Origin of the sequence: Klebsiella sp. BIGb0149, from assembly GCF_004362605.1 — a bacterium.
GTDB classification, from domain to species: domain Bacteria; phylum Pseudomonadota; class Gammaproteobacteria; order Enterobacterales; family Enterobacteriaceae; genus Klebsiella; species Klebsiella terrigena.
The window spans coordinates 39955-59794 of record NZ_SNYG01000007.1 but is presented as its reverse complement, the minus strand read 5'-3'; the positions used below and the strand labels follow the sequence as shown (position 1 = coordinate 59794).

16 protein-coding genes are annotated in these 19840 nt (G+C 58.4%); 7 read left to right on the top strand and 9 right to left on the bottom strand.

What is annotated here, in order from left to right; all coding sequences use genetic code 11:
• The first annotated feature begins 8 nt into the window (after positions 1–8).
• The 5 genes from rpoN to npr all read left to right on the top strand — a co-directional run bounded on the left by rpoN (position 9) and on the right by npr (position 3483).
• Complete coding sequence (rpoN, locus tag EDF75_RS21520; protein WP_133600829.1) at positions 9–1442, top strand: RNA polymerase factor sigma-54; 1434 nt, start codon at positions 9–11, stop codon at positions 1440–1442.
• 22 nt (positions 1443–1464) lie between these two features.
• Positions 1465–1752: a ribosome hibernation promoting factor gene (gene hpf, locus EDF75_RS21515; RefSeq protein WP_004868168.1), complete on the top strand. Its 288-nt coding sequence runs from the start codon at positions 1465–1467 to the stop codon at positions 1750–1752.
• Between the two features lie 73 nt (positions 1753–1825).
• Positions 1826–2314 (top strand): PTS IIA-like nitrogen regulatory protein PtsN, encoded by a 489-nt coding sequence (ptsN, locus tag EDF75_RS21510; RefSeq protein WP_041147421.1) that lies wholly within the window; start codon positions 1826–1828, stop codon positions 2312–2314.
• A 45-nt stretch (positions 2315–2359) separates the two neighbouring features.
• The gene (gene rapZ, locus EDF75_RS21505) at positions 2360–3214 is read left to right on the top strand and encodes an RNase adapter RapZ (protein ID WP_041147422.1); all 855 of its coding nucleotides are present in this window, start codon (positions 2360–2362) and stop codon (positions 3212–3214) included.
• Positions 3211–3483, top strand: coding sequence for a PTS phosphocarrier protein NPr (npr, locus tag EDF75_RS21500; protein ID WP_041147423.1), 273 nt, complete (start codon positions 3211–3213; stop codon positions 3481–3483). Before rapZ ends, npr begins: the two co-directional genes overlap by 4 nt.
• A gap of 60 nt (positions 3484–3543) precedes the next feature.
• Here npr and mtgA read toward each other — a convergent pair whose 3' ends face one another.
• The 4 genes from mtgA to mnmL form a co-directional block, all read right to left on the bottom strand.
• Entirely contained in the window at positions 3544–4269 is a 726-nt protein-coding gene (mtgA, locus tag EDF75_RS21495) for a monofunctional biosynthetic peptidoglycan transglycosylase (RefSeq protein ID WP_045856569.1), read from the bottom strand.
• Positions 4266–4919, bottom strand: coding sequence for an isoprenoid biosynthesis glyoxalase ElbB (gene elbB / locus EDF75_RS21490; protein WP_133600828.1), 654 nt, complete (start codon positions 4917–4919; stop codon positions 4266–4268). Before elbB ends, mtgA begins: the two co-directional genes overlap by 4 nt.
• Before the next feature lie 234 nt (positions 4920–5153).
• A complete protein-coding gene (arcB, locus tag EDF75_RS21485; RefSeq protein ID WP_133600827.1) occupies positions 5154–7493 on the bottom strand; it encodes an aerobic respiration two-component sensor histidine kinase ArcB in 2340 nt (779 codons plus the stop codon).
• Positions 7494–7644: 151 nt separating this feature from the next.
• Positions 7645–8574 carry a tRNA modification radical SAM protein MnmL/YtqA gene (gene mnmL / locus EDF75_RS21480; RefSeq protein WP_133600979.1) on the bottom strand — a complete coding sequence of 310 codons (930 nt, stop codon included), beginning with the start codon at positions 8572–8574 and terminating at the stop codon, positions 7645–7647.
• 672 nt (positions 8575–9246) lie between these two features.
• Here mnmL and gltB point away from each other — a divergent pair.
• Complete coding sequence (gene gltB, locus EDF75_RS21470; protein ID WP_133600825.1) at positions 9247–13707, top strand: glutamate synthase large subunit; 4461 nt, start codon at positions 9247–9249, stop codon at positions 13705–13707.
• A gap of 9 nt (positions 13708–13716) precedes the next feature.
• Positions 13717–15135 (top strand): glutamate synthase small subunit, encoded by a 1419-nt coding sequence (locus EDF75_RS21465; RefSeq protein WP_041147429.1) that lies wholly within the window; start codon positions 13717–13719, stop codon positions 15133–15135.
• Positions 15136–15207: 72 nt separating this feature from the next.
• On the opposite strand, the gene nanQ is transcribed toward EDF75_RS21465, so the two are convergent.
• The 5 genes from nanQ to nanA all read right to left on the bottom strand — a co-directional run bounded on the left by nanQ (position 15208) and on the right by nanA (position 19822).
• Positions 15208–15675 carry an N-acetylneuraminate anomerase gene (gene nanQ / locus EDF75_RS21460; RefSeq protein ID WP_133600824.1) on the bottom strand — a complete coding sequence of 156 codons (468 nt, stop codon included), beginning with the start codon at positions 15673–15675 and terminating at the stop codon, positions 15208–15210.
• Complete coding sequence (gene nanK / locus EDF75_RS21455; protein ID WP_133600823.1) at positions 15672–16547, bottom strand: N-acetylmannosamine kinase; 876 nt, start codon at positions 16545–16547, stop codon at positions 15672–15674. Before nanK ends, nanQ begins: the two co-directional genes overlap by 4 nt.
• Positions 16544–17233, bottom strand: coding sequence for an N-acetylmannosamine-6-phosphate 2-epimerase (locus EDF75_RS21450; protein WP_133600822.1), 690 nt, complete (start codon positions 17231–17233; stop codon positions 16544–16546). Before EDF75_RS21450 ends, nanK begins: the two co-directional genes overlap by 4 nt.
• A 48-nt stretch (positions 17234–17281) precedes the next feature.
• Positions 17282–18769, bottom strand: coding sequence for an MFS transporter (locus EDF75_RS21445; RefSeq protein ID WP_133600821.1), 1488 nt, complete (start codon positions 18767–18769; stop codon positions 17282–17284).
• A gap of 150 nt (positions 18770–18919) precedes the next feature.
• Positions 18920–19822: an N-acetylneuraminate lyase gene (nanA, locus tag EDF75_RS21440; protein ID WP_133600820.1), complete on the bottom strand. Its 903-nt coding sequence runs from the start codon at positions 19820–19822 to the stop codon at positions 18920–18922.
• Positions 19823–19840 lie beyond the last annotated feature (18 nt).

Below are 19840 nucleotides of genomic sequence, written 5' to 3'. Positions count from 1 at the left end.
CCCTGAATATGAAGCAAGGTTTGCAATTAAGGCTAAGCCAACAGCTTGCCATGACGCCACAACTGCAGCAGGCCATTCGTTTGCTGCAGCTGTCCACGTTAGAACTCCAGCAGGAACTCCAGCAGGCGCTGGAGAGTAATCCGTTGCTTGAGCAAACCGATCTTCATGAAGAGGTAGAAACGAAAGAAGTTGAGGACCGCGAGTCTCTGGATACCGTGGACGCCCTTGAGCAAAAAGATATGCCCGATGAGCTACCGCTCGACGCCAGCTGGGATGAGATCTACACCGCCGGCACGCCTTCTGGCAACGGCGTCGATTACCAGGATGACGAGCTGCCTATCTATCAAGGTGAAACGACCCAGAGCCTGCAGGATTACCTGATGTGGCAGGTCCAGCTGACGCCGTTCACCGATACCGACCGCGCTATCGCCACCTCTATCGTCGATGCCGTTGATGATACCGGCTACCTCACCCTGCGGGTGGAGGATATCGTTGAGAGCATTGACGATGACGAAATCGGCCTCGAAGAAGTTGAAGCGGTACTGAAGCGCATCCAGCGCTTTGACCCGGTTGGCGTCGCGGCAAAAGATCTGCGCGACTGTCTGCTGGTTCAGCTTTCGCAGTTTGCCAAAGAGACGCCGTGGCTGGAAGAGGCCCGGCTTATCATCAGCGATCATCTCGATCTGCTCGCCAACCACGACTTTCGCTCCCTGATGCGCGTCACGCGGCTGAAAGAGGACGTTCTGAAAGAAGCGGTTAATCTGATCCAGTCGTTAGATCCGCGCCCGGGTCAGTCGATCCAAACCAGCGAACCGGAATACGTGATCCCGGATGTGCTGGTGCGTAAGGTGAGCGATCGCTGGATCGTAGAGCTGAATTCCGACAGCATCCCGCGCCTGAAGATCAACCAGCACTACGCCGCAATGGGCAACAGCACGCGTAACGACGCCGATAGCCAGTTTATCCGCAGCAACCTGCAGGAAGCCCGCTGGCTGATAAAAAGCCTGGAAAGCCGCAACGATACGCTGCTGCGCGTCAGCCGCTGCATCGTCGAACAGCAGCAGGCCTTCTTTGAACAGGGCGAAGAGTTTATGAAGCCGATGGTGCTGGCGGACATCGCTCAGGCCGTCGAGATGCATGAATCGACGATTTCACGCGTGACCACGCAAAAGTACCTGCACAGCCCGCGCGGTATTTTTGAACTGAAGTATTTCTTCTCCAGCCACGTGAATACCGAAGGCGGAGGCGAGGCATCGTCGACCGCCATTCGCGCGCTGGTGAAGAAGTTAATCGCCGCGGAGAACCCCGCGAAGCCGTTGAGTGACAGTAAGCTCACCACCATCCTGTCTGAACAGGGTATCATGGTGGCGCGCCGCACCGTCGCTAAGTACCGAGAGTCTTTATCCATTCCGCCGTCTAACCAGCGTAAACAGCTGGTGTGACCCAACCGATAAGGAAGACACTATGCAGCTCAACATTACAGGACACAACGTCGAAATCACCCCGGCCCTGCGCGAGTTCGTCAACGCGAAGTTCAGCAAACTGGAGCAGTTTTTCGACAGGATCAATCAGGTCTACATTGTGTTAAAAGTAGAGAAGGTGACGCAAATTGCGGACGCCAATCTGCATGTCAACGGTGGCGAAATCCATGCCAGTGCGGAAGGGCAGGATATGTATGCCGCTATCGATGGTCTCATCGATAAGCTGGCACGACAGTTAACAAAACATAAAGATAAACTAAAACAACACTAATTGTCCGGGCGGTCGTCCCTGCCAGCCGTTGGCTATTGTCGGCAGCTGGCAGAGAGCGAGCTCAGGTGAAATTATGATGAACAACGATTCAGCTCTACAACTGAGTAATGTCCTTAATCAGGAATGTACCCGTAGCCAGGTTCACTGCCAGAGCAAAAAGCGCGCGCTGGAGATCATCAGCGAGCTGGCGGCAAAGCAGCTAGGTCTGCCGTCCCAGGTGGTATTCGAGGCGATCCTCACCCGTGAGAAAATGGGCAGTACCGGAATTGGCAACGGCATCGCCATTCCGCACGGCAAGCTTGAAGAGGATACGCTGCGCGCCGTTGGCGTTTTTGTGCAGCTGGAAACGCCGATCGCCTTTGATGCAATCGACAATCAGCCCGTCGACCTGCTGTTTGCGCTTTTAGTGCCGGCGGATCAGACAAAAACCCATCTGCATACGCTGTCGCTGGTGGCAAAACGGCTGGCGGATAAAACGATTTGCCGTCGCCTGCGCGCCGCGCAAAGCGACGAAGAGCTATATGAGATTATCACCGAAGCAGGAAGCAGCGATGACGCATAACGGGAGCGATAGCCTCCCCTTTATCGTACTGAGGAGAAACGGTACATGGTACTGATGATCGTCAGCGGCCGCTCAGGTTCGGGGAAATCCGTCGCCCTGCGGGCGCTGGAAGATATGGGCTTCTACTGTGTAGATAACCTGCCGGTAGTGCTGCTGCCCGAGCTGGCGAGATCGCTGGCCGACAGAAACATTTCCGCCGCCGTCAGCATTGACGTGCGCAACATGCCGGAGTCGCCAGAAATCTTTGAACAGGCGATGAAGAGCCTGCCTGAGGCGTTTTCTCCTCAGCTGCTGTTCCTTGATGCCGATCGCAATACGCTGATTCGTCGCTACAGCGACACGCGTCGCCTGCATCCGCTTTCAAGCAAAAACCTGTCGCTTGAGAGCGCCATCGACGAAGAGAGCGCGCTGCTGGAGCCGCTGCGCTCCCGCGCCGACCTGATCGTCGACACCTCCGAAATGTCGGTACACGAGCTGGCAGAAATGCTGCGTACGCGCCTGCTGGGCAAACGTGAGCGTGAGCTCACCATGGTCTTTGAATCCTTTGGCTTTAAGCACGGTATTCCGATCGATGCCGATTACGTCTTCGACGTGCGCTTCCTGCCTAACCCGCACTGGGATCCCAAGCTGCGCCCGATGACCGGCCTCGATAAACCCGTTGCCGCCTTCCTCGACCGGCACACCGAGGTTCACAACTTTATTTATCAGACCCGCAGCTATCTTGAGCTATGGTTACCCATGCTGGAGACCAATAACCGCAGCTATCTGACGGTCGCTATCGGTTGTACAGGCGGTAAACATCGTTCGGTCTATATCGCCGAACAACTGGCTGACTACTTCCGCTCGCGCGGTAAGAACGTGCAGTCGCGTCACCGGACGCTGGAAAAACGCAAATCATGACCGTAAAGCAGAGCGTTGAGATCACTAACAAGTTGGGCATGCACGCGCGCCCGGCGATGAAGCTGTTCGAGCTAATGCAAAATTTCGATGCCGAAGTGCTGCTGCGCAACGATGAGGGCACGGAGGCGGAAGCCAATAGCGTGATTGCTCTGCTGATGCTCGACTCCGCGAAGGGTCGGCAAATTGAAATTGAGGCCAGCGGTCCGCAGGAAGTCGAAGCGCTGGCCGCGGTTATTGCGCTGTTTAACGCCGGTTTTGACGAAGACTAGCGCCGGCGTCATTCCCCCGGTCGCTCGATGCTTACCGGGGTAACACACCCACCGACCGTATTAATACAGCCTGTTCTCCCGCATAAACCCTTCCCCGCCGAGCTGACGCATCTGGCGTAAAATCCACGCCTGTCGACTGCGGACATAGCCCGACGGCGCGTCCGCGCGAAAGCGAATCGGATTAGGCAATACGGCGGCCAGCAGGGCCGCTTCCGCCGGCGTTAACCTGCTCGCAGGCTTATGGAAGTAGCGCTGCGACGCGGCTTCAACGCCAAACGTCCCCTCGCCAAACTCGGCGATATTCAGATAAACGGTGAGGATGCGTTTTTTACTCCATACCGTTTCAATCCCGACCGTCAGACCGGCCTCCAGCCCCTTACGCAGCCAGCTGCGACCATCCCATAAAAACAGGTTTTTGGCCGTTTGCTGCGACAGGGTCGAGGCGCCGCGCACGCGGTTTTCGTTACGCTCATTGTGCGCCAGCGCCTTTTCTATCGCCGGAACGTCAAAGCCCCAATGGTCGGGGAACTTTTGGTCCTCAGCCGCCATCACCGCCAGCCCCATCCACGGCGATATCTCATCCATCCCCACCCAATCAGAGTGGGCGACATAATGAAAATTGCCGCTCAGCCAGGCGCCGACCTGCCGCTCCAGCATCACCGCCGAAAAGGGCACCGGCAGCACGCTAAACAGCGCAATGCCGCCGCCCCAGAAGGCGGCGGCCACCAGCAGCACCCGCAGCAGCCCACGCTTTACCGTTCGCAGCGGCGAAAAGCGGGTCTTCATGCCGTGAGAACCAGCACGCGCGCCACCAGCTTCTCAATCCCGCTCGCCGCTTCGGCGATATTTTGCGCCAGCATATAGGCCGGAGTGGTCACGACTTTATTCTCTTCATCCACCACAATGTCATCGACCGGACAGGGCACATGCTCGGCCCCCATATCCTCCAGCGCTTCGGCGGTGTCCAGATCGGTGCCAATGGTGACCCGCAGCGGGGCGGGTAAGATTTTTGGCAGCAGCGCCGGCGCGATGCAGATAAAGCCCAGCGGCTTACCGGCCCGATGCATAGCCTGCGTCAGCGCCTTCAGCTCGCCGTCGACGACGCATTCGCTGCCCCGGGAGGCGAAGCTGCTGAGGTTTTTCGCGGCGCCAAATCCACCGGGGACAATCAGCGCATCCAGATCATCGGCCCGGGCGTCGGACAGAGGCTGGATCTCACCGCGGGCGATGCGCGCGGCTTCAATCAGCACGTTGCGGCTTTCCGGCAGGAGCTCGCCGGTCAGATGGTTGATCACATCCGTTTGCGCCTTATCAGGGGCAAAGCACACCGCCTGGGCGCCGCCGCGAGCAATCGCCAGCAGCGTAATAACCGCCTCATGAATCTCGGTGCCGTCATAGACACCGCAGCCGCTTAATACGACGCCAATCTTTTTCATCACCCCTGCTCCTTAGTGCAAATTCGCTGAAACCAGTCAAAAATTTTGATTTACCCGTATTGCTTCACATATTTGACTGATTCATGTAACAAATAATTTAAGGTTTGCTATCTTGATCAGCGAGCAAACCAAATCCTCAGGTTGCGCCGTGTAAAAAATATCTCTAAAAATTGTGGCGCAACGACCGGTTCCCTGGTGTTGGCGCAGTGTTCGCGCACCCCGGTTTATCCGGGGTCATTTTTTATGTGCCGCCGCAACCCACGCCTTCAGCACCGCCACATCGTTCTGCCACTCCGATTTCATCTCTTCAACCCATTCACCAACGTTATCTGACCACGCGGGCAGGTCCGGCGTCTGAATCTGCTGTCCAAGCTGCTGAATGTGGCGCAGGCCGATAGAGCCCGCGGCGCCCTTAATCTTATGGCCTTCATCGACGATCCCTTTCTGGTCGCGGGCGGTAAGGTTGGACTCCAGCACCGCCAGATACCCCGGCATCATCTTCTCGAAAACCGCCAGACCGTCGCTGATAAGCTTCGGCCCCACCAGCTCGATATACTGCTCCAGCATCGGAATATCCAGCACCGAGGCCGATTTAGCCTCATCCACGGCCGGTGCCTCTTCTTCGTCATCTTCCGGCGAATCCCAGAACTTTTTGATGATGGCGGTGAGCGCCGGGACCGACAGCGGCTTACTCAGCACATCATCCATACCGGCATTCAGGTACTCTTTTTTGTCCTTCAGAACGTTGGCCGTGAGCGCCACCAGCGGCGGCAGCTCGTCGGCGGCAAAGCGCTGCTTCAGGTGGCGTGAGATATCGAGGCCGGTCATATCCGGTAGCTGAATATCCAGCAGCACCAGGTCATATTCACCGGGTTCGAACATCTCCAGCGCGGCTTTACCGGTCATCGCCACATCAACGCTATTGCCCAGTTTTTCCAGCACCGAGCGGGCGACAATCACGTTAAGCTCAATATCCTCTACCAGCAGCACGTTCAGCGCCGGGAGCGGCATTTCATCTTCCGCCAGCGTGTCTTCAACCTCCTCCGCTACCGCCGGCGCATGCACCGTTAAGGTAAAGGTTGCGCCCTGGCCCGGCTGGCTGGCGACGTTAATATCGCCGCCCATATTGCGTGCCAGCCGGCGCGACACCGCCAGGCCAATTCCGGTGCCGGTGGCAGGTTTCCCGCCGTGGCTATCCTTAACCTGATAGTACATGGCGAAGATTTTATCCTGCTCCGCCTGCGGAATACCGATACCGGAATCCTCGACCTCAAAATGCAGAATATTGCCCTCATCGTAGCGAATACGGACGGTCACGTTGCCGCCCTGAGGGGTAAATTTGACCGCGTTGCTGATGAGGTTCCACAGGATCTGCCGCAGGCGCGTACCGTCGGTGACGACCTTATGCGGCAGCGGCAGCGTCGGATCCATCACGAAGCGCAGCCCTTTCTGCTGCGCCTGCAGGCCGGAGAGGTTTTCGAGGTCGGCAAGGAAGCTGGTGAAGTCCACCGGCTGATTATCGAGCTGGACCTTACGCCGCTCCATCTTATCCATATCGATAATATCGTTGAAGATGTTACCCAACGTCACCGCCGATACGTGGATCGTTTTCAGGTATTTTTCCTGCTCGCCGGTAAGTTCGGTATCCAGCAGGATGCGGCTGAGGCCCACGATGCCGTTAAGCGGCGTACGCAGCTCGTGGCTGATGGTGGAGATAAAGGTCGTCTTATCGCGGCTGGCGCGCTCCAGAGCGTCCTGATAGCGCTTACGTTCGGTAATATCGCGACCGAAGCCCATCAGGCCACGGCGTTTACCGACGCGATCGTAGTAGGGAACCTTGCGGATTTCAAAGCAGGCTTTGCGCCCGTCCGGGTAATCCAGCCACTGCTCATAGGTCAGAGAGACGTTATGTCGGAATACCTTTTCATCCGTTTCCAGCACTTTCTCCGCAGCTTCCTCGTTATAGACATCCTGCGGCTTGAGGTGAATAAGCTGCTTCTCGCTTTTACCCGTCAGCAGCTCCATCGCCCGGTTACAGCCGGAAAACTCTTTATCTTCATTGCGATAGAAAACAAGGTCCGGCGAGGCGTCGAGGAATGAGCGCAGGAAGGAGGACTGCTGCTCAAGCTGAATCTGCGTCTCTTCACGTTCCTTCATCTCAATCTTTAGCTGTTCCAGCGTGGTTTCGCGCTCGGCTTCCGCCTTCTCGCGCTCGCCAATCTCCTGATTGAGCTGGGCGATGTTGTCTTTGAGCTGCACGTTGAGCTTCAGATCCCGCTCGCGCATCTCCTCCAGCTTCTCCACCAACCTCGAGAGGCGCTGTCGCGACTCCTCAAGCTGCTCAACCACCACCGACAGAAAGTAGACCGCCCACGGGGTAATCAGCAGGCCAAAGAAGATAGAGCGGATCACATCGATGCTTTCAACCTGGCCGTGCAGCACCATCGTAACGGCCATCTGCACCACAATCGCCAGCACCACCAGGGCCAGGGCTAACAGCATGGAAAAACGCACCAGACCCAGCTTCATCATCAGGTCAACATAGTACTGCGCCAGCATACGAATTTGCTTCATAAGGGATTCCTTCGCCACAACTGTGCACAATAATACCCAATTCTGAGCGAGGCGCCGTAAGTTGTGCGAAAAATGCCGATCCTCTTCATACTTCAGGCCGCCGCAGCGCGGGCCGCTGCTGAACTATCCGCGACGCTGCGCTATTCACGGACTATGCGGCGGTCGGGCTCCACGCGCGTCCCAGGGCCGAACCCTGCACGCCGTGCTGGTTCAGATAGCGGTCCAGTTCAACCATCCCGGTCCAGCGATTTTCGCACCACAGCGGTGCCAGCAGAGTGGGACGGCGGGCGCTGGCCGAGATTCGGTGATAAATCACCTCCGGCGGCGTATGTCGAATCATCTCTCCGGCGGTGACGGTATAGTCATCCAGCTCAATGCCGTTAAGGCGCCCGGCCTGCCAGGCTTTCGCCATAGTGCTGCCGGTGACGATATGCAGCGGATGCAGCTTGATGCCGTCCACGCCGGTCCCGACCACCTGCTCCAGCGTTTGCAGGCAGTGTCCCGGCCCTTCGCCCGGCAGCCCGACAATCAAATGCGCGCACACCTTCAGCCCGCGCGCTCTCGCCAGCCGGGTCGTGCGCTGATAGCAGGCAAAATCATGGCCGCGGTTAATGCGATGCAGCGTTTTATCGTGCGCCGTTTGCAGCCCCAGCTCCAGCCAGACTTCGTAGCCCTGCTCCCGGTACTCCGACAGCAGGTCCAGCACCGCTTCGGGGACACAGTCCGGACGGGTGCCAACGCAGAGCCCGACAATATTGGCCTGGCTCACCGCCTGCTGGTACATCGCGCGCAGCACCTGCACTTCGGCGAAGGTGCTGGTGTAGGCCTGAAAATAGGCCAGATAGCGCTTCGCGCGGTTCACCCGCTGCGCCTGAAGCGCCAGCTGCTCGGTAATCGAGCGGTGCTGCTGCTCTTCGTCGGCAAAAGAGGCCACGTTGCAGAACGTGCAGCCGCCCCGGCCAAGGGTGCCATCACGATTTGGGCAGCTAAATCCGCCATGCAGCGTCAGTTTATGAACCTTTTCGCCATAGCGACGCATAAGATCCCCACCAAACATATTGACTAATTTTTGTAACTGCATAATCTGATAGACCGGCCTGAAGAAAGGGGCCAAGCCTGCCATTTTTAGTCACCTACGGCGATGACCTGGATCAATCGTCAGAGTGACCGCTCACCTCATTGCATAACCACTCAATATAACTGCAATTTCATTCACGATTTCTATGATGACTTTTCCTTATACTTAGCCTCTGGTTTGCCATTATCTTCGCCAGGGTTAAAAACAGTGTTATTTCTGGCCTCAGAGACAATAAGCAGCTAAATGTTCTGCAATAAAAAGACACTTCAGCACAGATCGATAATGTTACGCTATCGATATAGTGAGACAGATCACACTAGATTACGCTTTCCGGCACGTTTCAATAGCGTTAAAAACCCGTTAATATCTTTAATAATCATAACATTAAACACCTCATAGCACATTTTTGTATAAATAAGATTGCCATTTGACGTAAGTGTGGATTCCCGATAAGTTGGGAATCCGCTGGAAGCTTTCTGGATGAGCTCTCTGCTCATCATATTTATGCAGTAATTGAGATTCCCTCTTACAGCAAGTCCTCAAACTTGCGTACCGATGCGAAAAGGATTTAAAGAGGGCGAATGCGAGGTGCAAACCCCGTCGCCATGCTCTTTCTGTGCCCGTGCGCAATCGGTATCGGAGGGTGTCCCGTAGAGCCTGGGGAGGTTCACTGATATGTTGTACGATAAATCCCTTGAGAGGGATAACTGTGGTTTCGGCCTGATCGCCCACATAGAAGGCGAACCTAGCCACAAGGTAGTGCGTACCGCTATACACGCACTGGCCCGAATGCAGCACCGCGGCGCGATCCTCGCCGACGGTAAAACCGGCGACGGTTGTGGCTTGCTGCTGCAAAAACCCGATCGTTTCTTCCGTATCGTTGCGGAAGAACGCGGCTGGCGTTTAGCCAAAAATTACGCCGTTGGGATGCTGTTCCTTAATAAAGATCCTGAACTGGCTGCTGCCTCACGCCGCATCGTTGAAGAAGAACTGCAACGTGAAACCCTGTCTATCGTCGGCTGGCGCGAAGTGCCAACTAACGAAGGGGTTCTCGGTGAAATCGCCCTCTCCTCGCTGCCCCGTATTGAACAAATTTTTGTTAACGCACCGGCAGGCTGGCGCCCGCGTGATATGGAACGTCGCCTGTTCATCGCGCGTCGTCGCCTTGAAAAACGCCTGCAGGATGATAAAGATTTTTACGTTTGCAGCCTGTCGAACCTGGTGAATATCTATAAAGGTCTGTGTATGCCGGCGGATTTGCCGCGCTTCTACCTGGACCTTGCGGACCTGCGTCTGGAGTCGGCAATCTGCCTGTTCCACCAGCGCTTCTCCACCAACACCGTGCCGCGCTGGCCGCTGGCACAGCCGTTCCGCTACCTGGCGCACAACGGCGAAATCAACACCATCACCGGCAACCGCCAGTGGGCGCGCGCGCGTACCTATAAGTTCCAGACCCCGCTGATCCCCGATCTGCACGATGCCGCACCGTTCGTCAACGAAACGGGCTCGGACTCCAGCTCTATGGATAACATGCTGGAACTGCTGCTGGCAGGCGGGATGGATATCGTTCGCGCCATGCGCCTGCTCGTTCCGCCGGCCTGGCAGAACAACCCGGATATGGATCCGGAGCTGCGCGCGTTCTTCGACTTTAACTCCATGCATATGGAGCCGTGGGACGGCCCGGCGGGCATCGTCATGTCCGATGGGCGCTACGCTGCCTGTAACCTCGACCGTAACGGTCTGCGTCCGGCGCGCTACGTCATCACCAAAGACAAGCTGATCACCTGCGCCTCCGAAGTGGGCATCTGGGATTATCAGCCTGACGAAGTGGTTGAAAAAGGCCGCGTTGGTCCAGGCGAACTGATGGTTATCGATACCCGCGGCGGCCGCATTCTGCACTCAGCAGAGACCGACGACGACCTGAAAAGCCGCCACCCTTACAAAGAGTGGATGGAGAAAAACGTTCGTCGCCTGGTACCGTTCGAAGACCTGCCTGACGAAGACGTTGGCAGCCGCCAGCTGGATGACGATACGCTCGCCAGCTATCAGAAACAGTTTAACTACAGCGCTGAAGAGCTGGATTCCGTGCTGCGCGTGCTGGGCGAGAACGGCCAGGAAGCCGTCGGCTCCATGGGCGACGACACGCCGTTTGCCGTGCTCTCCAGCCAGCCGCGTATTATTTACGACTACTTCCGCCAGCAGTTCGCGCAGGTGACCAACCCGCCGATCGACCCGCTGCGTGAAGCGCACGTGATGTCTCTGGCCACCAGCATTGGCCGCGAAATGAACGTCTTCTGCGAAGCGGAAGGCCAGGCGCATCGCCTGAGCTTCAAATCGCCGATCCTGCTGTACTCTGATTTCAAACAGCTGACCACCATGGAAGAGGAGCACTATCGCGCCGATACCCTGGACATCACCTTCAACGCCGCGGAAACAACCCTGGCCGAGACGGTGAAGGCGCTGTGCGACAAAGCGGAGCAGATGGTGCGCAACGGTACCGTGCTGCTGGTGCTGTCGGATCGCAACATTGCGAAAGATCGCCTGCCGGTACCGGCGCCAATGGCGGTCGGTGCTATCCAGACTCGTCTGGTCGATAAGAGCCTGCGCTGCGATGCCAACATCATTGTTGAAACCGCCAGCGCCCGCGACCCGCACCACTTCGCGGTCCTGCTGGGCTTCGGCGCAACGGCTATCTACCCCTATCTGGCCTATGAAACCCTGGCAAGACTGGTCGATAGCAAAACCATCGATAAAGATTACCGCACGGTGATGCTGAACTACCGTAACGGCATCAACAAAGGTCTGTACAAGATCATGTCGAAGATGGGTATTTCGACCATCGCGTCCTATCGCTGCTCGAAGCTGTTTGAAGCCGTTGGCCTGCATCGCGACGTTTCCGACCTCTGCTTCCTCGGCGTAGTCAGCCGCATCGGCGGCGCAGGCTTCGACGACTTCCAGCAGGACCTGCTGAACCTGTCGAAACGCGCCTGGCTGGTCCGCAAACCGCTGGACCAGGGCGGTCTGCTGAAATACGTTCACGGCGGCGAATATCACGCCTATAACCCGGACGTCGTACGCACCCTGCAGCAGGCGGTTCAGAGCGGTGAATACCGCGATTACCAGCAGTATTCTCAGCTGGTCAACGAGCGCCCGGCCGCTACGCTGCGCGATCTGCTGGCGCTGAATCCTGGCGACGAAGCGATCGATATCGCCCACGTTGAGTCGGCAAAAGAGCTGTACAAACGCTTCGATACCGCGGCCATGTCTATCGGCGCATTAAGCCCGGAAGCGCATGAATCGTTGGCGGAAGCGATGAACAGCATCGGCGGCTTCTCCAACTCCGGCGAAGGCGGCGAAGACCCGGCGCGCTACGGCACCAACAAAGTGTCGCGCATCAAGCAGGTTGCCTCCGGCCGCTTCGGCGTCACCCCGGCTTACCTGGTTAACGCCGACGTTATTCAGATTAAAGTCGCTCAGGGCGCCAAACCGGGCGAAGGTGGCCAGCTGCCGGGCGATAAAGTCACCCCGTACATTGCCAAACTGCGCTACTCGGTACCGGGCGTGACGCTGATTTCACCGCCGCCGCATCACGATATCTACTCGATCGAAGATCTGGCGCAGCTGATTTTTGACCTGAAACAGGTCAATCCGAAAGCGATGATTTCCGTGAAGCTGGTCTCCGAGCCGGGCGTTGGCACCATTGCCACCGGCGTGGCGAAAGCCTATGCCGACCTTATCACTATCGCCGGCTATGACGGCGGCACCGGCGCCAGCCCGCTCTCCTCGGTGAAGTATGCGGGATGTCCGTGGGAGCTCGGCCTGGTGGAAACCCAGCAGGCGCTGGTGGCCAACGGCCTGCGGCATAAGATTCGCCTGCAGGTGGACGGCGGCCTGAAAACCGGCCTCGACATCATCAAAGCGGCGATCCTCGGCGCGGAAAGCTTCGGCTTCGGTACCGGCCCGATGGTGGCTCTGGGCTGTAAATATCTGCGAATTTGCCACCTGAACAACTGCGCAACCGGCGTAGCAACCCAGGATGACAAACTGCGTAAGAACCACTACCACGGCCTGCCGTTCAAAGTGACCAACTACTTTGAATTCATCGCCCGCGAAACCCGCGAGCTGATGGCCCAGCTGGGCGTGAAGCGTCTGGTGGATCTGATCGGTCGTACCGATCTGCTGAAGGTGCTGGACGGCTTTACCGCGAAGCAGCAGAAGCTGGATCTGTCAAAACTGCTGGAGACCGCCGAGCCGCATGCAGGCAAAGCGCTGTACTGCACCGAGAACAACCCGCCGTTCGATAACGGCGTGCTGAACGCGCAGCTGCTGCAGCAGGCAAAACCGTTCGTTGACGGCAAGCAGAGCAAAACGTTCTGGTTTGATATCCGCAACACCGACCGCTCCGTTGGCGCCTCGCTGTCCGGCTATATTGCCCAGACTCACGGCGACCAGGGGCTGGCTGCCGACCCGATTACCGCCCACTTCAGCGGTACCGCGGGCCAGAGCTTCGGCGTGTGGAACGCCGGCGGCGTGGAGCTGCACCTGACCGGTGATGCGAACGACTACGTCGGTAAAGGTATGGCCGGCGGCCTGCTCGCGATTCGTCCTCCGGTGGGCTCCGCCTTCCGCAGCCACGAGGCGAGCATCATCGGCAATACCTGCCTGTACGGTGCGACCGGCGGTCGTCTGTACGCGGCGGGTCGCGCAGGTGAACGTTTTGCGGTGCGTAACTCCGGTGCCATCACCGTCGTTGAAGGCATTGGCGATAACGGCTGCGAATATATGACCGGCGGCATCGTCTGCGTGATCGGTAAAACCGGCGTCAACTTTGGCGCAGGGATGACCGGCGGCTTCGCCTACGTGCTGGATGAAGCCGGCGACTTCCGCAAACGCGTGAACCCGGAGCTGGTGGAAGTGCTGGACGTTGACTCTCTGGCTATCCACGAGGAGCATTTGCGCGGTTTGATTACCGAACACGTGCAGCTGACCGGCTCGTCGCGCGGAGAAGAGATCCTGGCCAACTGGCCGGCCTTCTCGGCGAAATTCGCGCTGGTTAAACCAAAGTCCAGCGATGTTAAAGCACTGTTGGGTCACCGTAGTCGTAGCGCAGCAGAGCTGCGTGTGCAGGCGCAGTAAGGAATTCAGATGAGCCAGAACGTATACCAGTTTATCGACTTACAGCGCGTTGATCCGCCAAAGAAGCCGCTGAAGATCCGCAAAATTGAATTTGTTGAGATTTACGAGCCGTTTTCAGAGGGCCAGGCTAAGGCGCAGGCAGACCGCTGCCTCTCCTGCGGCAACCCGTACTGTGAATGGAAGTGCCCGGTTCACAACTACATCCCTAACTGGCTGAAGCTGGCCAATGAAGGTCGTATTTTTGAAGCGGCTGAGCTGTCGCATCAAACCAACACCCTGCCGGAAGTGTGCGGCCGCGTGTGCCCGCAGGACCGTCTGTGTGAAGGTTCCTGTACGCTGAACGATGAGTTTGGCGCCGTGACCATCGGCAATATCGAGCGCTATATCAACGATAAAGCGTTCGAGATGGGCTGGCGTCCCGACCTTTCCGGCGTCAAGCCGGTCGGCAAAACGGTCGCCATCATTGGCGCGGGCCCGGCGGGCCTCGCCTGTGCTGACGTCCTGACCCGCAACGGCGTGAAGGCGGTGGTGTTCGACCGCCATCCGGAAATCGGCGGCCTGCTGACCTTCGGCATTCCGGCATTTAAGCTGGAAAAAGAGGTCATGACCCGCCGCCGGGAAATTTTCACCGGCATGGGGATTGAGTTCAAACTCAACGTTGAAGTGGGCCGTGACGTTCAGCTCGACGATCTGCTGAAAGAGTACGATGCCGTGTTCCTCGGCGTCGGTACCTATCAGTCGATGCGCGGCGGGCTGGAAAACGAAGATGCGAACGGCGTGTATGATGCGCTGCCGTTCCTGATCGCCAACACCAAGCAGACGATGGGCTTTGGCGAAACGCCGGACGAGCCGTACGTCAGCATGGAAGGCAAGCGCGTCGTGGTTCTCGGCGGTGGCGACACCGCGATGGACTGCGTGCGTACTTCTATCCGCCAGGGCGCTACTCACGTTATCTGCGCCTACCGCCGTGACGAAGAGAACATGCCGGGCTCGAAACGCGAAGTGAAAAACGCGCGTGAAGAGGGCGTGGAGTTCCAGTTCAACGTTCAGCCGCTGGGCGTTGAGGTGAATGCCAACGGTAAAGTGTGCGGCGTGAAGATGGCGCGCACCGAGATGGGCCAGCCGGATGCGAAGGGCCGCCGTCGGGCCGAAATCGTTGCCGGCTCCGAGCACGTCATTCCGGTCGATGCGGTAGTTATGGCGTTTGGCTTCCGTCCGCACAGCATGGAATGGCTGGCGAAACACAGCGTTGAGCTCGACTCACAGGGGCGTATTATTGCCCCTGAAGGTAACGAAAACGCGTTCCAGACCAGCAACCCGAAGATCTTCGCCGGCGGCGATATCGTGCGCGGTTCTGACCTGGTGGTGACGGCGATTGCCGAAGGTCGCAAAGCGGCTGACGGGATCCTCAACTACCTGGAAGTGTAACGCCAGGGCCCGGATAGCTGCTTATCCGGGTCGCCAAAAAAAGCCCGATGGTTTGTCGCCATCGGGCTTTTTCTATTTCGCCAGCAGGCTGGCGCTAACTTTAATCACCACCTTTTTAATCTCAGCGGCCTGCGTCACCATGCAGCCCGGTTTATGCGGTTCATCGGGCATGAATACCGCAAACATACCGGCCTGCAGGGTCAATACCTGTTCGCCGTCAATGCTTCGACACAGCTGATAATCATCCTCGTCGTGCGCGTCTTCGCACTCGCGAGCGGCTCCCGCTACGCCGAAAAATATCCGCTCTTCCCCCGCCAGCAGGATCTGGATATCAATAAACCGCGTATGCAGCTCCGCCTTTTTCTCTGCCGGCGCCCCGCTACTGAACCGCATCACGTTCATAAATACGCTGTCACCCTGCAGCTCGTAGCGCCCCGGCGCGATGCTTTGCAGGTCGTGAGCCTGCGCCAGAAGAATTGCCTGCGCCAGCGCCGGCGGAAGGCCGGCAGCGAATGGCTGCTGAACATTGCCCAAAATCATTGGTTATCTCCCTGTCCCCATAATGCCGCGCCCAGCAGGCCCGCATCGTGCCGGTAGTAAGCTTCCCGCAGCGGGACATGATAGACCGCGGGTTCCTGTAACAGATAGTCGTTAACCAGAAGCAGATAGCCGCCGGCAAGACCCACGCTGCCGCCAACCACCACGAGCTGACAGTCGGTAACGGCTTTCAGGTCGGCAATCAGCCGCGCCAGCGCTTGTGCCGAGCGCCGGATAAGCCGCTCCGCCTGCGGGTTCCCCTGTGCCGCACGGCTAAAGATAGCTTTCGCGTCCAGCCCGCTCAGCTCGCCCTCTGCGGCTGCCGCAATACCGCGCCCTGAGGCGACCGCTTCCACGCAGCCTGTACGCCCGCAGCCGCAGCGCGGGCCGTGGGGATCCGCCAGCGTATGGCCACAATGCCCGGCCAGGCCACCGCTTCCGGTATGCAGCCTGCCGCGACTAACCACTCCGCCGCCGACCCCCGTCGACACGGTTAAGAAGAGCATCTCACCCACTTTCTCCGGCAGCACCTGATACTCCGCCCATGCCGCCGCCTGAGCATCGTTGAGCGCGATGCCGGGTAGCCCGGTGAGCGTGGACAGACACTCAACCAGAGGAAAATACGCCAGGCCGCCAAGATTAGCCGGGTTGATGGCGGTTAAGGCGCCGTGCCGGATGATACCGGTTGAGGCCACGGCAAAACGCTCTGCGCGCGCGACCAGCGGAGCAACGAGCTCTTCTAAGGCAGCGGCTAGCGCCGCCGCCGTTCGGCTGGCCGGAGTGGGCAGTTCACGGCGCTCCAGCAGCGCAAGCTCATCGCCCACCAGCCCCGCAGCCAGCTTCGTCCCGCCGATATCTATCGCCAGCGTGCTCATGGTGCCGCCTTTTTCAGCACCGCGTTATACCATTCACAGATATGCTCCAGACGGGTAATCGCCGAGCCAACGGTAACCGCCCACGCGCCGCTACGCATCGCCTCCCCTGCCTGCTCCGGCGTGTTGTAGCGCCCTTCCGCAATCACCCGACAGTCCGCCGCGTGCAGGGCGCGGACCAGCGCGAGATCCGGCTCCTGCGGCGTTTCCCCGCCGGTGTAGCCCGACAGCGTGGTACCAATAATCTCCGCCCCCAGCCGCCGGCAGGAGAGGCCATCTTCAGGAGATGAGCAGTCTGTCATCGCCAGCTTATTACGCTGATGGATCCTCGCCAGCAGCGTCGCTACCGGCACCGGCCGCGGGCGGTCGGTGCCGTCAACGGCGATGATATCCGCCCCAGCCAGCGCCAGGGCGTCCACGTCCTCGAGAAACGGCGTGATGCGCACCGCCGAATCCGTCAGGTCGCGTTTGAGGATGCCGATAATCGGTATCGTCACCGTAGCCCGGGTCGCGCGGAGGTTCTCCACGCCTTCAATACGTAACGCTACCGCCCCGGCTCGTTCAGCGGCGAGCGCCATAGCGGCAACGATGGGCGGCGTATCCAGCGGGCTGCCGGGAACCGGCTGACAGGAAACAATTAATCCACCGTTGGCGCTGATGCGGGTATCGAGTAGTTCAAGCAAAGACATGATGACTCCCTGGCAAAGACAATCGCCCGGCATGCCGCCGGGCACAGGTTAGCGGATTTTCATTAGGCCACGTTTGCGCGCACCCGACGCCGCGGCGCCGCTGAACGGCAGACCGTCAATCGCGTCGTGGGTCCGCAAGGCTTCGGGACGGATCCAGCGCTGAACGCGGGAGGGCATATCCAGGCCAATCAGCAGGATCACGACGAAGGTCAGGCCGAAGGAAAGCGATCCCAGGGTCGTGCCGAGATCCATTCGCTGCGCGATCAGGGCGCCAAGCACCGGGGCAATCGCTCCACCCAGCGCCCCCACGTTGTAGGTAAAACCTAATCCGGCCGCACGCTTGTCGGTATCGAAGTAGCCGCCAATCAGCTTCGGCAGGATCCCGGAGATCCCCTGCCCCAGCATCTGCTGGAAAAACAGTAGCAGGCCAAGGACCCAGACGTTTGTGCCACCGATAGCAAAGACGGGAATAATGAGGAGCTGTGACGCAAGCAGGCTGTAAACATAGGCTTTTCGCGTGCCCAGCCAGTCGCCGAGAAAGCCGCCGACGCAGCAGCCAACCGCGGCGCCAAAGCCGCTAAAAAACAGCACCTGTGCGACGGTAGTATGATCGTACGCCAGATCCGTCTTGAGATAGGTTGGCAGAAGCGCCTGAATGGGCCATGAATACAGGAAGGCAAACAGCACAACGACCATCAGCGTTACGCCGGTCGGCCAGCGGTTGCCGCTACTTTGCACCATAAAGCTGATAAATATAGCCGCGCACAGCAGCCCCAGGAGCACCACTATTCCGGCATTTTGCAGCTCACCCGCGAAGCAGAACCACAGCGCCGTTGCCGCAGCGAGGGTCAGGAAAATATTTATCACCCGGTGTTTTCCGCAGTACAGAATATCGACCATCGTGAGCACCGGCGTTTTTCCGGCATGCTTCTGCTGCCAGTCTTCCGCTTCCGGGATGTTTTTTCGCAGCCACAGCGCAAAAACAATCGGTACGATACCGATGAAAAATAGCGCTCGCCATCCCCAAACGGGAACCACCAGGCTATAGACCTGTGCAGCAACGACGGCCCCTACGGAGAAGCCGGAGATCAAGAATCCGCTGGCCTTATTGCGCAGCTTTTTAGGCCAGCTTTCAATAACGTAGGTAGCGCTGGAACCATACTCCCCCGCCATCCCCATGCCGATCACCAGCCGGGCGATAAACAGGGTGGTGTAGCCCGACGCAAAGCCGCAGGCCAGGATGCCCACCGAAAAAAGAATAATGCTGCTGACCATCGCCAGCCGCCGTCCATAGCGATCGCCCATCGCCCCGAGCATCAGCCCGCCAAACCAGCGCGAGATGAAGGCCGCAGAGATAAGACTCGCCGCCTCAACGGTGGTCAGGCCAAAGTCTCCCTGGATTTCCGTCAACACCAGGGCGATTAATACAAAATCAAAACCATCAAGCAAATACCCCAGCCAGGCGGCGGAGAAAGCCCGCCACTGCGCCCGGTTGAGATGGCGATACCACGGGATGTTCTGGGTCGTTGTGCTCATTTTACTCTCCCGCGATGGGTCAGACCCACGCTTGGTTTCTCATGCCAGATGCCGCTATCACCCATCTGGCATATCAATGTTATCGCCCGGGCGGAAGCGCTGCTGCCGCTCTCCGGGCGTTGCTCCACTCTCATAGCGCGGAGGCTATCCTCAACCCAGATGCTGCCTCTCTTGCTGCAGCTGCTGCGCCAGCGCCTTAAGCTCCGGCAGGAATTTTTCATCGACCGGCGCGAATGGCCTACGGCACAGCGGTTCAGCAACGACGTCCATATAGTGAAGAACGGTTTTAAGCCCGCGGAATACGCCGGTTTTGATCAGCAGGTCGATGACCTTATTACATTCAGCCTGAAGCCTCTGCGCCTGTGCGATATCGCCGGACTGAAGCGCTTTAACGATCCCCTTATAGCGCCAGCCCATAATGTTGTAGGTGCTGCCGATCCCGCCGTCTGCGCCGGCCACCAGCCCGGAGGCAAAGATTTCGTCAAAGCCGTTGTACAGTACCAAATCCGGATGCGACCGGCGGATTTGCTCCATCTGGTAAAGATCGCCGGAAGTCTGCTTCAGCGCGCCCACGCCCGGGAGCGTCACCAGGGTGCCTATCTGATCGAGCGTCAGCTTCACGCCGCTGAGCACCGGGATGTTATAGACCACCATCGGCAGGCCATTAGCAGAATCAATAATCGCCTGATAGTGAGCGCAGTGTTCTTCAAAGCTGAACGGATAGTAGAACGGCGTCACCGCGGACACCGCATCGTAGCCGTAACCTTCGGCAGCCTGCGCAAGCTGCTGGCTTTCCAGAGTGCTGACGCAGCCGACGTGGGCAATCAGCGTCATCTTCCCCTGCGCTTCTTCAGCCACAATTTCCAGCACCTGCTGGCGCTCAGCGCTGGTCTGCACGAACGCCTCGCCGGTAGAACCGCCGACGTAGAGCCCGTCGATCCCCTGATTGAGATTAAAACGCACCAGCCGCCGCAGGCTGTCTTGATCCAGCTTTTGCTGCCCGTCAAACGGCGTCAGCAGCGCCGCCATTACCCCACGTAAATTCACCGCCATAGAGACCTCGTCGCGTTA

Bases quoted from the DNA above. Each gene is read 5' to 3' on its own strand.
- rpoN (WP_133600829.1), top strand. From the start codon at position 9: ATGAAGCAAGGTTTGCAATTAAGGCTAAGCCAACAGCTTGCCATGACG.
- hpf (WP_004868168.1), top strand. From the start codon at position 1,465: ATGCAGCTCAACATTACAGGACACAACGTCGAAATCACCCCGGCCCTG.
- ptsN (WP_041147421.1), top strand. From the start codon at position 1,826: ATGATGAACAACGATTCAGCTCTACAACTGAGTAATGTCCTTAATCAG.
- rapZ (WP_041147422.1), top strand. From the start codon at position 2,360: ATGGTACTGATGATCGTCAGCGGCCGCTCAGGTTCGGGGAAATCCGTC.
- npr (WP_041147423.1), top strand. From the start codon at position 3,211: ATGACCGTAAAGCAGAGCGTTGAGATCACTAACAAGTTGGGCATGCAC.
- mtgA (WP_045856569.1), bottom strand. From the start codon at position 4,269: ATGAAGACCCGCTTTTCGCCGCTGCGAACGGTAAAGCGTGGGCTGCTG.
- elbB (WP_133600828.1), bottom strand. From the start codon at position 4,919: ATGAAAAAGATTGGCGTCGTATTAAGCGGCTGCGGTGTCTATGACGGC.
- arcB (WP_133600827.1), bottom strand. From the start codon at position 7,493: ATGAAGCAAATTCGTATGCTGGCGCAGTACTATGTTGACCTGATGATG.
- mnmL (WP_133600979.1), bottom strand. From the start codon at position 8,574: ATGCAGTTACAAAAATTAGTCAATATGTTTGGTGGGGATCTTATGCGT.
- gltB (WP_133600825.1), top strand. From the start codon at position 9,247: ATGTTGTACGATAAATCCCTTGAGAGGGATAACTGTGGTTTCGGCCTG.
- EDF75_RS21465 (WP_041147429.1), top strand. From the start codon at position 13,717: ATGAGCCAGAACGTATACCAGTTTATCGACTTACAGCGCGTTGATCCG.
- nanQ (WP_133600824.1), bottom strand. From the start codon at position 15,675: ATGATTTTGGGCAATGTTCAGCAGCCATTCGCTGCCGGCCTTCCGCCG.
- nanK (WP_133600823.1), bottom strand. From the start codon at position 16,547: ATGAGCACGCTGGCGATAGATATCGGCGGGACGAAGCTGGCTGCGGGG.
- EDF75_RS21450 (WP_133600822.1), bottom strand. From the start codon at position 17,233: ATGTCTTTGCTTGAACTACTCGATACCCGCATCAGCGCCAACGGTGGA.
- EDF75_RS21445 (WP_133600821.1), bottom strand. From the start codon at position 18,769: ATGAGCACAACGACCCAGAACATCCCGTGGTATCGCCATCTCAACCGG.
- nanA (WP_133600820.1), bottom strand. From the start codon at position 19,822: ATGGCGGTGAATTTACGTGGGGTAATGGCGGCGCTGCTGACGCCGTTT.